The organism is Streptomyces sp. NPDC033136 (genome assembly GCF_055578235.1).
The window spans coordinates 443,692-457,760 of record NZ_JBVIPD010000005.1; the positions used below are offsets into that span (position 1 = coordinate 443,692).

Consider the following 14,069-nt stretch of genomic DNA (forward strand, 5'->3'; position numbering starts at 1 on the left):
TCCTCTCGTACAGGGGGTTGACGGTGATGTGGCGGCGGGTCAGAGCTTTCCGCCCCGCCCGCCGTCGCGCAGGGCGGGGGCGATGAGCGTCGACAGGTAGGGCAGGGGAGCGCCGTCGAGTTCGGCGGCCGGCCGGATCGACTCCTCCGCCAGCCCCAGGGCCGACCCCCACACCGCGCCCTCGAGCCGCCCGGTCTCCCGCAGTGCCTCGGCGACTTCGTGCGCCTGCCGGCCGAACTTGTAGGCGACGACGGTCCCGGGCCCGGCGAGGGCTTCCTTGAGCACGGCCGACCCCGCGGTGACGGGCACGAGCGTGAGCGGCTCGGTCCCCTCGGTCAGCACGGCACCCGACCGGGCGGCGAGGTCCTGCATGGCGGTGATCCCGGGCACGGTCTCGACGACGGTCCCCGGCACCAGCTCGGCGATGGTCTGCGCGAGGTAGGTGAACGTGGAGTACACGTTGGGGTCGCCGATGGTGGCGAAGGCCACGGCGGCGTGTGCGCGCAGCAGTTCGGCGACCCGCTCCCCGGCCGCGTCCCAGGCGGCCTCGCGCCGGGCGCGGTCGGTGCGCTCGTTGAGGGCGAACACGACCCGGACGACCTTCTCCTCGGGCACGTAGTGCACCACGGTCGCCTCGGCCCGCCCGCGCTCGCCCGTGTCCATGACGGGCACGACGACGATGTCCGCCTCGCGCAGGGCGTTGACGCCCTTGACGGTCACCAGCTCCGGATCCCCGGGGCCCACCCCGACTCCGACCAGCCTGCTGCTCATGACGTCCGGCACCTCTCCACGAACCGACGGGCGACACCGGGCTCGGACGCCCAGTGCGTGTGCAGATAGCTCGCGTGCACACCACGCTGTACGAAACCTTCGACCCGCGGGTGAGGGGTCCGGACGCCCCAGGCGGGCGCCGCCCCCGACCCGGGCTCCACGGCGGTCCGGTGGAACTCGTGCCCCCGCATCCGAGTCCCGGCGGCCGCGAGCACACTGTCGCCGACCGCGACGGCGTCCCGGTACCCCAGCGTGAGCCGTTCGGTCATCCGCGCCCCGGCGTCCAGCACCCCGCACATCGGCCGGCCATCCAGTTCCCGGCACAGGTACAGCAGTCCGGCACACTCGGCGGCCACGGGAGCACCGCTGCTCGCCAGCTCGGCAACGGCCTTGCGCAGGCGTTCGTTGGCGGACAGCTCGGGGGCGTACACCTCGGGGAATCCGCCGCCGATCACCAACCCGCGCGTGCCTTCGGGCAGTTCCTCGTCGCGCAGCGGATCGAAGGGCACGACGTCGGCACCGGCGGCGGTGAGCAGCTCGGCGTGCTCGGCGTAGGAGAAGGTGAACGCCTCACCGCCGGCGACGGCGACGACCAGCCCGTCCGGCGATTGAGGACGAGGCCGTACAGGCCGATCGGGGGTCCAGGGGGCGGAGCCTCCTGGCGGGGTCGAAGGGGCGGAGCCCCTGGACGACGGGAAGGGCAGGGGCGGCGGGGGCGAGGAAACGGCCTCAGCCGCATCCCACGCCGCACACGGCAATGCCCCCGCACTCCGCGCGAGCGCGACCAACGCCTCGAGATCACACCCGGCGGCGACCTGCGCCCTCATCGCCGCCACGGCCTCCACCGCGGCGGCGCGCCGCTCGGCGACCGGCACCAGCCCCAGATGCCGCGACGGCGTGTCCACCTGCTTCACGCGCCGCAGCACCCCGAGCACCGGCACCCCGGCCTGGTCCAGCGCATCCCGGAGCAGCTCCTCGTGCCGGTCCGAGCCGACCTTGTTCAGGATCACGCCCCCGACCCGCACCTCCGGGTCCCAGGAGGCGAACCCGTGCACCAGCGCCGCCACCGACCGGGACTGCGACGACGCGTCGACGACCAGCACCACCGGCGCCCGCAGCACCTTCGCGACATGGGCGGTGGAGGCCAGCTCACCCTCCCCGGCCGCCCCGTCGAACAGCCCCATCACGCCCTCTACGACGGCGATGTCGCACCCCCGGGCCCCGTGCAGGAACAGCGGCCCGAGAAGCTCCGGCCCACACAGGTACGCGTCGAGGTTCCGTCCCACCCGCCCGGTCGCGAGCGCGTGGTACCCGGGATCGATGTAGTCCGGCCCGGCCTTGTGCGGGGACACGGCGAGCCCCCGCGCGGCGAACGCGGCCATCAACCCCGTGGCAACGGTGGTCTTGCCGCTGCCCGAGGAGGGTGCGGCGATGACCAGCCGAGGGGCGGAAGCACTCACCACTCGATGCCCCTCTGGCCCTTCTGCCCGGCGTCCATGGGGTGTTTGACCTTGGACATGTCGGTCACGAGATCGGCGAAGTCCACGAGCTTCCCGGGTGCGTTCCGCCCGGTGATCACCACATGCTGGGTGCCGGGCCGGTTCCGCAGGACGTCGACCACCTCGTCGGTGTCGACCCACCCCCAGTGCATGGGGTACGCGAACTCGTCGAGCACGTACAGCTGGTACGTCTCGTTCGCCAGGTCCCGCTTGACCTGCTCCCAGCCCTCCCGGGCCTTCTCCTCGTTGTCCATCTGGGCGTCGCGCTGCACCCAGGACCAGCCCTCGCCCATCTTGTGCCAGGCGACGGACCCGCCCTCGCCGGAGTCCCCGAGGACCCGCAGCGCCCGTTCCTCGCCGACCTTCCACTTCGCCGACTTGACGAACTGGAACACCCCGATGGGCCACCCTTGGTTCCAGGCCCGCAGCGCGAGCCCGAAGGCGGCGGTGGACTTGCCCTTGCCGACGCCCGTGTGCACGACGACCAGCGGCCGGTTCCGGCGCTGCCGTGTGGTCAGCCCGTCGTCCGGCACCACACTCGGCTGTCCCTGCGGCATTACGCGGCCCTCCTCTGCACGTCCTTCACGAGCCCGGCGATGCTGTCCGCCCGCAGCTCGTCCAATGTCACCGCCGTACCGCCCAGTTCACCCGCGAGCTGTCCGGCGAGCCCCAGCCGCACCGGCCCCGACTCGCAGTCCACGACGACCGAGGCGACACCGTCGGCCGCGAACAGCCGTGCCGCCCGCCCGGCCAGGGCGACCGGCTCCGGGCCGCCGGTGGCCCGCCCGTCCGTCACCACCACGACCAGCGGCCGCCGCGCCGGGTCCCGCAGCCGCTCCACGCGCAGCACGTCGTGCGCGCGCAGCAGCCCGGCGGCGAGCGGCGTCCGGCCACCGGTCGGCAGCGACTCGAGCCGGGCCGCCGCCGCGTCCACCGACGAGGTCGGCGGCAGCGCGACGTCCGCGCCCGAGCCCCGGAAGGTCACCAGACCCACCTTGTCCCGCCGCTGGTAGGCGTCCAGCAGCAGTGACACCACAGCCCCCTTCACGGCGCTCATCCGCTGCCGCGCCGCCATCGAGCCGGAGGCGTCCACGACGAACAGCACGAGATTGCCCTCGCGCCCCTCGCGGGTGGCCTGCCGCAGATCGTCCCGGCGCACGACCAGGCCCGGTCCGGACCGCCCGCGGGCCCGCTGGTGCGGTGCCGCGGCCTGCACGGTCGCCGCCAGGTGCAGCTTGGTGAGCGCGCCCTGCGGTCGCCGGGCCCCGGTCGTCCGGCCGTGCTCGGTCCGCGCCCGTGAGCGCCGCCCGGCGGCACCCTCGCCGATCCCGGGCACGCTCAGCACCTTGGTGCGGAACGGCTCGGAGGCCCGTACGGCCGACTGCTCGCCGGCCCCCGACGGCTGCGGCTGCCCGTCCTCACCGGCCTCGGGCCGGGCCCCGGTGTCACCGCCCTCGGGACCCTCGCCGGGTTCCGGCTGTCCGCCGCCCCCGCCAGGGCCGTCCGGGTCCTGGTCCGGGTTCGGCCCCTGGTCGGGATCGGGGTCCGGGTCGTCGTCCCCGGAGAACTCCTCCAGGGTCTCGTCCAGCTTGTCCTCGTCCAGCCCCGGCGCGTCGAACGGGTTGCGCCGCCGCCGGTGCGGCAGCGCGAGCAGCGCGGCCTGCCGGACGTCCTCCGCGAGCACGTCCGTACGCCCGGCCCAGGCCGCCAGCGCGGTCGCGGTCCGGGCCATCACGATGTCCGCGCGCATGCCGTCCACCTCGAAGGCGGCACAGGTCGCCGCGATCTGCCGCAGCGCCCCGTCGCCCAGCCGCACCGACGGCAGCAGCTGTCGCGCCGCCACGATCCGCGCCCGTACGGCGGCCTCCTCCTCGGCCCAGCGCGCGGCGAAACCCGCAGGGTCGTCGTCGTACGCCAGGCGCCGCCTGACGACCTCCACCCGCTGGTCGGGCTCCCGCGAGGCCGCGACCTCCACGGTCAGCCCGAACCGGTCGAGCAACTGCGGCCGCAGCTCGCCCTCTTCGGGGTTCATGGTGCCGACGAGCAGGAACCGCGCCGCGTGCCGTACGGAGACGCCCTCGCGCTCCACGTACGAGGCGCCCATCGCGGCCGCGTCCAGCAGCAGGTCCACCAGATGGTCGTGGAGGAGGTTGACCTCGTCGACGTAGAGGATCCCGCGGTGCGCGTGCGCGAGCAGGCCGGGCTCGAAGGCCTTCACGCCCTCCGCGAGCGCCCGCTCGATGTCCAGCGCGCCCACCAGCCGGTCCTCGGAGGCACCGACGGGCAGCTCGACCATGCGGGCGGGCCGCTCGGCACCGCCGCCGGCCTCGTGGGGCCCGTCCGGGCACCCCGGGTCCGGGGAGGAGGGGTCGCAGGAGAAACGGCACCCGGCGACGACCGGGACCTCCGGCAGCAGCGCCGACAGCGCCCGCACGGCCGTCGACTTGGCCGTGCCCTTCTCGCCGCGCACCAGCACACCGCCGACCGCCGGCGACACGGCGTTCAGCAGCAGCGCGAGCCGCAGATCGTCCTGGCCGACGACGGCCGTGAACGGAAACGGGGTGGTCACTTGTCGTCGCCCTCCAAGTCGCCTTCGAGTTCCAGGTAGGTGGCGCGCAGCCGCTCAAGCGTCTCGGCGTCCGGCTCGGCCCACAGTCCGCGGTCGGCGGCCTCCAGCAGCCGCTCGGTGATCCCGCGCAGCGCCCAGGGGTTGGACTTCTTCATGAAGTCCCGGTTCTCCGGGTCGAAGACGTACTCGGAGCTGAGCTTCTCGTACATCCAGTCGTCCACGACCCCGGCCGTGGCGTCGTACCCGAACAGGTAGTCCACGGTCGCCGCCATCTCGAAGGCGCCCTTGTAACCGTGCCGCCGCATGGCCGCCATCCAGCGCGGGTTGACCACCCGGGCGCGGAACACCCGGTGCGTCTCCTCGCCCAGCGTGCGGGTCTTCACCTGGTCCGGCGTCGCCGAATCCCCCACGTAGGCCTCGGGGCTCGCACCCGTCAGGTGGCGGACCATCGCGACCATGCCGCCGTGGTACTGGAAGTAGTCGTCGGCGTCGACCAGGTCGTGCTCGCGGGTGTCGACGTTCTTGGCGGCGACCGCGATCCGCTTGAACGCCGTCTCCATGTCCCCGCGCGCGGCCCGCCCGTCGAGCCCCCGGCCGTAGGCGTAACCGCCCCACACCGCGTACACCTCGGCGAGGTCCGCGTCGGAGCGCCAGTTGCGGGCGTCGATCAGCGGCAGCAGACCGGCCCCGTACGCCCCCGGCTTGGAGCCGAAGATACGGGCCGTGGCCCGGCGGCGGTCGCCGTGCTCGGCGGTGTCCTGGTCGGCGTGGGCCCGCACGAAGTTCCGGTCGGCGGGCTCGTCGAGCTCGGCGACCGTCCGCACGGCGTCGTCGATCAGCCCCACCACGTGCGGGAACGCGTCCCGGAAGAAGCCGGAGATGCGGACCGTCACGTCGATGCGCGGCCGGCCGAGCTCCTCGAGGGAGACCACCTCGAACCCGGTCACGCGCCGCGAGGCGTCGTCCCACACCGGCCGGCAGCCCAGCAGCGCCAGGATCTCGGCGATGTCGTCGCCCTGGGTGCGCATCGCCGAGGTGCCCCACACCGTCAGGCCGACGGACTTCGGGTACGCCCCGGTGTCCTGCAGGTACCGCTGCACCAGCGAGTCCGCGAGCGACTGCCCGACCTCCCAGCTCAGCCGGGACGGAATCGCCTTGGGGTCGACGGAGTAGAAGTTCCGGCCCGTCGGCAGGACGTTGACGAGACCGCGCGTCGGCGAGCCGGAGGGACCGGCCGGGACGTAACCGCCGTCCAGGGCCCGCAGGATGTGCCCGATCTCGTCGGTGGTCCGCTCCAGCCGCGGCACGACCTCGGCACAGGCGAACTCCAGCACGGCGACCGCCTCGGGCAGTTCGGTGCCGAGGACCTCCCGGACCAGCGGCGCGCTCTCGGCGACCGCCCAGCCGCGCTCCTCCATGCCCTCCGCGAGCCGCCGGCACAGCTGCTCCAGCAGGTCGATCGCGTCGGCGGCGCTGCGGGACGGGCCCTCGACCAGGTCCGTCAGCTCGACGGGCACCTTCACCGGAGCGCCCGGCTCGGCCAGCAACTCCTTCTCGACCAACCCGAAGTGCTCCGCCAGCGAGGCCCGCAGCCCCGGCAGCGCGCCCGCCTGCCCGCCCCAGACTTGTGAGGCGCGCAGCACGGCCAGCACCAGGTTGACGCGCGGCTCGGCGACCGGCCCGCCGCCCAGGATGTGCAGGCCGTCCCGGATCTGGACGTCCTTGATCTCGCACAGGTAGCCGTCGATGTGCATGACGAACTCGTCGAACGTGTCGTCGTCCGGCTGCTCGTCCACATGCAGGTCGTGGTGGAGTTCGGCAGCCTTCACCAGCGTCCAGATCTGCGCGCGCACCGCCTGGGCCTTGGCCGGGTCCAGGTCGGAGACGAGCGCGTACTCGTCGAGGAGCTGCTCCAGCTTGGCCAGGTCGCCGTAGGTGTCGGCGCGGGCCATCGGCGGCACCAGGTGGTCGACGACCGTGGCGTGCCCGCGGCGCTTGGCCTGGGTGCCCTCGCCGGGGTCGTTGACGATGAACGGGTAGACCAGCGGCAGGTCCCCGAGGACCGCGTCCGGGGCGCAGCCGCCGCTGAGCCCGAGGCCCTTGCCCGGCAGCCACTCCATCGTGCCGTGCTTGCCCATGTGCACGATCGCGTCGGCGCCGAAGCCCCCCTCGGATGTCGCGGCCTCCAGCCAGCGGTAGGCCGCCATGTAGTGGTGGGACGGCGGCATGTCCGGGTCGTGGTAGATCGCGATGGGGTTCTCGCCGAAGCCGCGCGGCGGCTGGATCATCACCACGACGTTCCCGAACTGCAGGGACGCCAGCACGATGTCGTCCCCGTCGACGTAGAGGCTGCCTGGCGGCTCGCCCCACGCCTCGGTCATGGCGTCCTTCAGCTCCGGGTCGAGCTTGCCGAACCAGGCCCGGTAGTCCGCCAGCGGCACCCGCGCGGGCGCGGCGGACAGCTGCTCCTCCGTCAGCCACTCCACGTCGTGCCCGCCGGCCTCGATCAGCCGGTGGATAAGCTCGTCGCCGTTGTCGGGGTACCCCTCGGCGACGTACCCGGCGTCCCGCAGCGCGTCCAGCACCCGCACCGCCGAGGCGGGGGTGTCGAGTCCGACCGCGTTGCCCACGCGCGAGTGCTTGGTCGGATACGCGGTGAAGACCAGCGCGAGCCGCTTTTCCGCGTTCTCCTTGTGCCTCAGTCGCGCGTGCCGTACGGCGATGCCGGCGACCCGCGCGGCCCGCTCCGGGTCGGCGGCGTACACGGGCACGTCGTCCGGGCCCTGCTCCTTGAAGGAGAACGGCACGGTGATCAGACGCCCGTCGAACTCCGGGATCGCCACCTGCATCGCGGCGTCCATGGGGGAGAGGGCGGCGTCCGACTCCTCCCAGGCCCGCCGGGAGGTCGTCAGACAGAGGCCCTGCAGCACGGGGATGTTCAGTTCGGCGAGGGCGCCGATGTCCCAGGCCTCCTCGTCACCGCCCGCGGAGGCCTGCGAGGCGTGGGTGCCGCCGGCGGCCAGAACGGTGGCGACCAGGGTGTCCGCCCGGCCCAGGATCTCGTACAGCCCGTCGTCCGCGCCGCGCAGCGAACCGCAGTACACCGGCAGGGCGTTGGCGCCGTGCGCCTCGATCGCGTCGCACAGGGTGTCCACGAAGGCGGTGTTGCCGCTCAGCTCGTGGGCCCGGTAGAAGAGCACACCGACGGTCGGGCGGTCCTGAACGTGCGGACGTTCGCCGTGGACGCCGTACTCGGGCATCTTCCGCGGTGCCGCGAAGCCCTCGCCGGTCAGCAGCACCGTGTCGGACAGGAACCGGGCCAGCTCGGTGAGGTTGTCCGGCCCGCCCTCCACGAGGTACTTCAGCGCCTCCGCCACGACACCGGCCGGCACGGACGACTCGGCCATCAGCTCCGCGTCCGGCACGGCCTCGCCGCCCAGCAGCACGGTGGGGATCCCGGAGGCCTTCAGCGCGGCGAGCCCGTCCTCCCAGGCCCGCTTGCCGCCGAGCAGCCGGACGACGGCGAGGTCGGCGCCGTCCAGCAGCGCCGGCAGCTCCTCGCGGACGTCCACGCGGGTCGGATTGCCGATCCGGTACGAGGCACCCGAGGCGGCCCGGGCCGCCAGCAGGTCCGTGTCGGCGGTCGACAACAACAACACAGTGCTCATGCGGGTGCTCCCGGTGGAATGAAGGGCAGTCCTTGCGGCGCGCCGGACTCGATGAGCCGCCACAGCGCGTCCGTGTCCGCGTGCTGTTCGATCAGGTCGCCGAGCCGGTCGAGCTGCTCCTCGCGCAGCGCGGCGAACGAGGTGTCCGGTGCCGGGACGAAGCGGCGGCCCGCGGCGGCCGCCACCTCGCGCAGGAAGGCCCGCCGGAAGCCGTCCGACTCCAGCGAGCCGTGCCAGTGCGTGCCCCAGGTCTGGCCGACCCGGCAGCCGTCCAGGAAGGGGACTCCTCCGGTGACGTCGGCGACCCCGTGGTGGATCTCGTAACCCTCGACGCGCTCCCCGAGGGCCTCGCCTTCCGGCCGGGTGAGGGTCTTCTCGCGGGCGAACCGCACCCGCACGGGCAGGATCCCGAGCCCGTCGACGTGCCCGCGCCGGCTCTCGACGTCGTCCTCGATGTGCTCGCCGAGGAGCTGGAAGCCGCCGCAGACGCCGAGGACGGGCCGCTGCTCGGCGGACCTGCGGACCAGGGCCTGGGCAAGACCCCGTTCGCGCAGCCACTCCAGGGCGCGGACCGTCCCGCGGGTGCCGGGCACGATGACGAGGTCGGCGTCGGCCAGCTCCTCGGGCCGGTCCACGAACCGCACCACGACCCCCGGCTCGGCGGCCAGGGCGTCCACGTCGGTGAAGTTGGACATGAGCGGCACGGCACACACCGCGACCCGCAGCACGTCCTCGCCGACGGGCGGGGCGACGACGGACTCCCGCACCGCCCCCCGCAGGGAGACCCCCATCCCGTCCTCCTCGTCGATCCCGAGCCCGTGCCGGAAGGGCAGAACGCCGTACGTACGCCGCCCGGTGAGCCCCTGCAGCATGTCCAGGCCCGGCTCCAGCAGGGAGACGTCCCCGCGGAACTTGTTGACGAGGAACCCGGCGACGCAGCTCTGGTCCTCCGGCGACAGCAGCGCGACGGTCCCGAAGAACGAGGCGAAGACACCGCCCCGGTCGATGTCGCCGACGACGAGCACGGGGAGCCCGGCGCCCCGGGCGATACCCATGTTGACGATGTCCGTCCGCCGCAGATTGATCTCGGCGGGAGAACCGGCCCCCTCACAGATCACCGCGTCATACGTGCCCCGCAACTGCTCCAGACAGTCCAGCACCGTCCCGAGCAGCTTCTGCTGCCGTCCTCCGTGGTAGCCCCGCGCGCTGAGTTCACCGACGGGCTTGCCCAGCAGCACGACCTGGCTGCTCTGCTCGCCACCGGGCTTGAGCAGCACGGGATTCATCAGCGCGGTCGGCTCGACCCGGCAGGCCTGGGCCTGCATGGCCTGCGCCCGTCCGATCTCGGCGCCCTCCCTCGTCACGAACGAGTTCAGGGACATGTTCTGCGCCTTGAAGGGCGCGACCTTGACGCCCTGCCGCACCAGCCAACGGCAGATCCCGGCCGTCACGACGCTCTTGCCGGCGTCGGAGGTGGTGCCGGCGACGAGAAGCCCACCGCTCATGTCATGTCCCCCTCTTCAGCAGCCGCGCTCCGGCGCACACGCCGAGCGCCAGCCAGGTGACGCGCCGCGAGAGCCGCACGGCCCGCGCGACGTCGTGCGTGCCGACGGCACGCCCCCCGGTGTTCAGCACGGGCCGGTGCTCCGCCCGCCCGCCGTACGAGAGCGTCCCGCCCAGCCGTACCCCGAGCGCCCCGGCGAAAGAGGCCTCCACGGGCCCGGCGTTGGGACTCGGATGCTTCGCCGCGTCCGCCCGCCAGGCGCGTACGGCCCCGCGCGGATCCGGCCCGGCCAGCGCCGCGAGTACGGCGGTCAGCCGCGCCCCCGGCCATCCGGCGAGGTCGTCCAGCCGCGCCGAGGCCCACCCGTAGCGCCGGTACCGGGCCGACTTGTGCCCGACCATGGCGTCCAGGGTGTTGACGGCCCGGAAGCCGAGCAGCCCGGGCACCCCGCCGACGGCTCCCCACACCAGCGCCCCCACCACCGCGTCGGAGGTGTTCTCGGCGACGGACTCGACCACGGCCCGGGCGATCCCGTCGGCGTCGAGGGCCTGCGGGTCCCGCCCGCACAGATGGGGCAGCCGCGCCCGGGCCGCCTCGACGTCCCCGGTCTCCAGGGCGCGCCCGATGGCCCGCGCCTCCCGGGCGAGTGAAGTCCCCCCGACGACCGCCCAGGTGGCGGCACCGGTCAGGACGACGGAGGCGACGGGGGAGGTCCGCACGGCACGCGCGGCGACGGACCCGACGGCGACGGTCCCTCCCGTACACACGGCGGTGTGCAGGGCGCCCCACCCGCGGTGGTCCCGCCACAACACCCGTTCCACGGCAGCAGCGGCCCGCCCGAACACGGCGACCGGATGCCCCCGGCGAGGATCGCCGAGCAGCAGGTCACCGATCAGACCGGCGGCGGCGCCGTACGCGAAGACGCGACCGGCACCCATGGGCTCAGCCGGCCGAAAGGGCGGGCAGGGGTGGGGTGCTGAACCTTGATCGGCAGCCGCGCATGGCGATATGTGTCCTCACTCAGGGTGTCCGCGCCCTGGTTCGACTAGACCGGCGGTGAGAGTTCCTGGCTCCCGGGGATTGCTACCCCGGTGACAGTGGCGGGACCGCGCCGGACTCGCACCGGCTTCCTCTCCTGCCGCCGTACTGGCCCCGGCAGTCCACCACGGCCGCGAACCGCCGTCAACTTGCCGTTGACCTGCGAGGGGAGAGTGTGGAGAACCCCACATCGCCCCCCGGGCACACACGACGACCGGGCGGCACAGGACCAAAGTCCTGTGCCGCCCGGTCGGATGCGTCGCGCGGTCGGGCCGTCAGGCCACGATCAGGTAGATCCCGTACACCACGGCAGCCGCGCACGCCGCGAAGCACGCGTACGCGCCGGTGACCGCGAGGCCCGCGGAGCCGCCCTGGGCCACCGCCCGCTCGCGGCGGGACAGGCCGGTGATGCCGAGGGTGAACAGGCCCACGAGGGCCACGGTGACCACGAGGCTGACGCCGAAGACGGAGCCGAGGGACGCCCAGTCGATCTTCATATCGGAGACTCTTCCTTGTTACCGGTGGGCGGGGTCAGACCGTGGTGGTCGGCGAGGGCGTCCGCTCGGAGGCGGCCTGGGCCGGGAACGACGCCGGGTCCTCCGTCGCCGTGCCGGTCGGCGGCGGCGTCACCGCGGCCATCGCCGTGGTCACCACACCGGCGGGCTCCGTCTCGTCGGTGTCGTTGACGTTGGTGTGGTCGACGACCTCACGCCGGGACAGCATCCAGATCGCCGCGCTGGAGGCGACGAGGAAGACGGCCACCGCCGCGGTGCCCCAGTCGCCGAAACCGGTGACGTACTCGGCGATCGCGGCCACCAGCGCGGCCGCCGGCAGCGTCAGACCCCACGCGACGAACATCCGCGTCGCGGTCGACCAGCGGACGACACCGCCCTTGCGGCCGAGCCCCGCGCCCATCACCGAGCCGGACACGGAGTGGGTGGTGGACAGGGAGAAGCCGAGGTGGGAGGAGGCCAGGATGACCGTGGCCGCGCTGGTCTGGGCGGCGAAGCCCTGCTGCGGCTGGAGGTCGGTCAGGCCCTTGCCCATGGTGCGGATGATGCGCCAGCCACCCAGGTAGGTGCCGAGCGCGATCGCGATGCCCGCGGAGAGGATGACCCACATGGGCGGGTCGGAGTCGGGTGCGACGGCGCCGCCGGCGACCAGGGCGAGGGTGATGACACCCATCGTCTTCTGCGCGTCGTTGGTGCCGTGCGCCAGGGAGACCAGGCCCGCGGAGGCGATCTGGCCGGACCGGTAGCCCTTCCTGGACGCCTCGCCGTCGGCCTTCTTGCCGAGGGAGTACGTCAGCCGGGTGGCCAGCATCGCCGCGAGGCCCGCGACCAGCGGAGCTGCGATCGCCGGGATCAGGACCTTGGTGACGAGCACGTCGCCGTGCACCGCGCCGATGCCCGCCGAGGCGACCGTGGCGCCGATCAGACCGCCCATGAGGGCGTGCGAGGAGCTGGACGGCAGACCGACCAGCCAGGTCAGCAGGTTCCAGAGGATCGCTCCGACCAGGGCGGCGAAGATGACCTCGGGACGGATGCCGGCTTCGTCGACGAGCCCCTTGGAGATCGTGTTGGCGACCTCCACGGACAGGAAGGCGCCGACCAGGTTGAGGACGGCGGACATGGCGACGGCGGCCTTGGGCCTCATGGCACCCGTGGAAATGGTCGTGGCCATCGCGTTCGCGGTGTCGTGGAAACCGTTCGTGAAATCGAACGCGAGTGCGGTTACCACCACAATCGCGAGGATCAGCGAGAAGCTTTCCATTTACCCAGGCAATCGTTCGAGGTCATTGGCTGGACGAACGTAGGTAACCCGAGTGAACGGAAGGTGAACTGGGAGGGGCGCAGGGGTGTCCACATCGGAGGGTTGCCGTTCCACCGTGCTGTCAGGCTCCCCGCGCCCCCGCGATCAAGGCGCCTCCGGCGAACCACTTCAGCCGATCGAGTGACCCGTTGAAGACGTTCCGGTCGCCCGGCAGGGGGCCGCTGACGTCGTCGTGCTGCCGGATGGTCCAGGCCGGCCGTCCTGGACCATCCGGCAGCATGCCCGCTCGCGCCGTGCTCAGGGCGTAGCACATGTGTTTCTTGTCATACGGGTTGTATGCGATCTCGACCCCCGCGGCATCGGCGCGCCGACCGGCCCCGGCGGGCGGTCGGCCTCCGGCCGGAAGTGCCCCCGTCCTGCGGCTCGTCGGGACCCTGCCTGGCAGGATCGCCGCATGGCTGAGCAGCGAGACGACGAGCCGGGCACGAGGGGCGTACGGGACGGCGGACCGGACGCGGGGGAGCCGCGGCGCAGGGACGTGCGTCCCGAGGAGGCCGGCGCCTGGGAGGACCTGCTCGCCACGGCCCGCCGGACGGTCTCCGAGGGACTCGTCGTCGGCACGTCGGGCAACGTCTCGGTACGCGTCGACGACACCGTCCTGGTCACACCGTCGGGCGTCCCCTACGACCACCTGACGCCCGGCGACGTGACCGGCGTCGGCCTCGACGGCCGGCAGGTCCTCGGCACGCTCGTCCCGACCAGCGAACTGCCCATGCACCTCGCGGTCTACCGGTCGACCGGCGCCCGCGCCGTCGTCCACACCCACGCCGTGCACGCGACGGCCGTCTCGACGCTCGTGAGCGAGCTCCCGCTGATCCACTACATGGCCGCCGCGCTCGGCGGCCCCGTCCGGGTCGCCCCGTACGCCACCTATGGCACCGACGAACTGGCCGAGAACATGCTGCGCGCCCTCGCCGGCCGCTCCGGCTGCCTCCTGCAGAACCACGGCACCGTCACCTACGGCACCACCCTCGCCCAGGCCTACGACCGCACGGCCCAGCTGGAATGGATGTGCCGCCTGTGGCTCACCGCCACATCGGTGCCCGGCCTGGCCCCGAGCCTGCTGTCCCGCGACCAGCTGGCGGAGGTGGAGGAGCGGCTGCGCGGCTACGGCCAGCGCGCCTGACCCTTCCGCCGCGGACGTCACCCCGCCGCGGCCTCCCACTGGTCGCCCGCCGGGTCCGCCG

10 protein-coding genes and 1 riboswitch are annotated in these 14,069 nt (G+C 73.3%); of the genes, 1 reads left to right on the forward strand and 9 read right to left on the reverse strand.

Annotated features, from left to right (window positions below):
• Positions 1 to 39: 39 nt before the first annotated feature.
• The 9 genes from cobI to ACZ5TL_RS12655 all read right to left on the reverse strand — a co-directional run bounded on the left by cobI (position 40) and on the right by ACZ5TL_RS12655 (position 12,822).
• A complete protein-coding gene (gene cobI, locus ACZ5TL_RS12615; protein ID WP_468589487.1) occupies positions 40 to 771 on the reverse strand; it encodes a precorrin-2 C(20)-methyltransferase in 732 nt (243 codons plus the stop codon).
• Entirely contained in the window at positions 768 to 2,231 is a 1,464-nt protein-coding gene (locus tag ACZ5TL_RS12620) for a cobyrinate a,c-diamide synthase (RefSeq protein WP_468589488.1), read from the reverse strand. The genes cobI and ACZ5TL_RS12620 overlap by 4 nt, the downstream gene beginning before the upstream one ends.
• Positions 2,228 to 2,827 (reverse strand): cob(I)yrinic acid a,c-diamide adenosyltransferase, encoded by a 600-nt coding sequence (cobO, locus tag ACZ5TL_RS12625; RefSeq protein ID WP_468589490.1) that lies wholly within the window; start codon positions 2,825 to 2,827, stop codon positions 2,228 to 2,230. The genes ACZ5TL_RS12620 and cobO overlap by 4 nt, the downstream gene beginning before the upstream one ends.
• A complete protein-coding gene (locus ACZ5TL_RS12630; protein ID WP_468589492.1) occupies positions 2,827 to 4,839 on the reverse strand; it encodes a putative cobaltochelatase in 2,013 nt (670 codons plus the stop codon). Before ACZ5TL_RS12630 ends, cobO begins: the two co-directional genes overlap by 1 nt.
• Positions 4,836 to 8,507, reverse strand: coding sequence for a cobaltochelatase subunit CobN (gene cobN / locus ACZ5TL_RS12635; RefSeq protein WP_468589493.1), 3,672 nt, complete (start codon positions 8,505 to 8,507; stop codon positions 4,836 to 4,838). The genes ACZ5TL_RS12630 and cobN overlap by 4 nt, the downstream gene beginning before the upstream one ends.
• Positions 8,504 to 10,012: a cobyric acid synthase gene (locus tag ACZ5TL_RS12640; protein WP_468589494.1), complete on the reverse strand. Its 1,509-nt coding sequence runs from the start codon at positions 10,010 to 10,012 to the stop codon at positions 8,504 to 8,506. The genes cobN and ACZ5TL_RS12640 overlap by 4 nt, the downstream gene beginning before the upstream one ends.
• A 1-nt stretch (position 10,013) precedes the next feature.
• Positions 10,014 to 10,949, reverse strand: a complete 936-nt coding sequence (locus tag ACZ5TL_RS12645; RefSeq protein WP_468589496.1) for a cobalamin biosynthesis protein — start codon at positions 10,947 to 10,949, stop codon at positions 10,014 to 10,016.
• 103 nt (positions 10,950 to 11,052) lie between these two features.
• Positions 11,053 to 11,191, reverse strand: a riboswitch (cobalamin riboswitch).
• Positions 11,192 to 11,324: 133 nt separating this feature from the next.
• Positions 11,325 to 11,546, reverse strand: coding sequence for a hypothetical protein (locus ACZ5TL_RS12650; RefSeq protein WP_468589497.1), 222 nt, complete (start codon positions 11,544 to 11,546; stop codon positions 11,325 to 11,327).
• A gap of 34 nt (positions 11,547 to 11,580) precedes the next feature.
• Entirely contained in the window at positions 11,581 to 12,822 is a 1,242-nt protein-coding gene (locus tag ACZ5TL_RS12655) for an inorganic phosphate transporter (RefSeq protein ID WP_468589498.1), read from the reverse strand.
• Between the two features lie 454 nt (positions 12,823 to 13,276).
• Here ACZ5TL_RS12655 and ACZ5TL_RS12660 point away from each other — a divergent pair, with 454 nt between their 5' ends.
• Positions 13,277 to 14,008 (forward strand): class II aldolase/adducin family protein, encoded by a 732-nt coding sequence (locus ACZ5TL_RS12660; protein WP_468589499.1) that lies wholly within the window; start codon positions 13,277 to 13,279, stop codon positions 14,006 to 14,008.
• The last annotated feature ends 61 nt before the right edge of the window (positions 14,009 to 14,069 follow it).

Bases quoted from the DNA above. Each gene is read 5' to 3' on its own strand.
- cobI (WP_468589487.1), bottom strand. From the start codon at position 771: ATGAGCAGCAGGCTGGTCGGAGTCGGGGTGGGCCCCGGGGATCCGGAG.
- ACZ5TL_RS12640 (WP_468589494.1), bottom strand. From the start codon at position 10,012: ATGAGCGGTGGGCTTCTCGTCGCCGGCACCACCTCCGACGCCGGCAAG.
- ACZ5TL_RS12655 (WP_468589498.1), bottom strand. From the start codon at position 12,822: ATGGAAAGCTTCTCGCTGATCCTCGCGATTGTGGTGGTAACCGCACTC.
- cobO (WP_468589490.1), bottom strand. From the start codon at position 2,827: ATGCCGCAGGGACAGCCGAGTGTGGTGCCGGACGACGGGCTGACCACA.
- cobN (WP_468589493.1), bottom strand. From the start codon at position 8,507: ATGAGCACTGTGTTGTTGTTGTCGACCGCCGACACGGACCTGCTGGCG.
- ACZ5TL_RS12660 (WP_468589499.1), top strand. From the start codon at position 13,277: ATGGCTGAGCAGCGAGACGACGAGCCGGGCACGAGGGGCGTACGGGAC.
- ACZ5TL_RS12645 (WP_468589496.1), bottom strand. From the start codon at position 10,949: ATGGGTGCCGGTCGCGTCTTCGCGTACGGCGCCGCCGCCGGTCTGATC.
- ACZ5TL_RS12650 (WP_468589497.1), bottom strand. From the start codon at position 11,546: ATGAAGATCGACTGGGCGTCCCTCGGCTCCGTCTTCGGCGTCAGCCTC.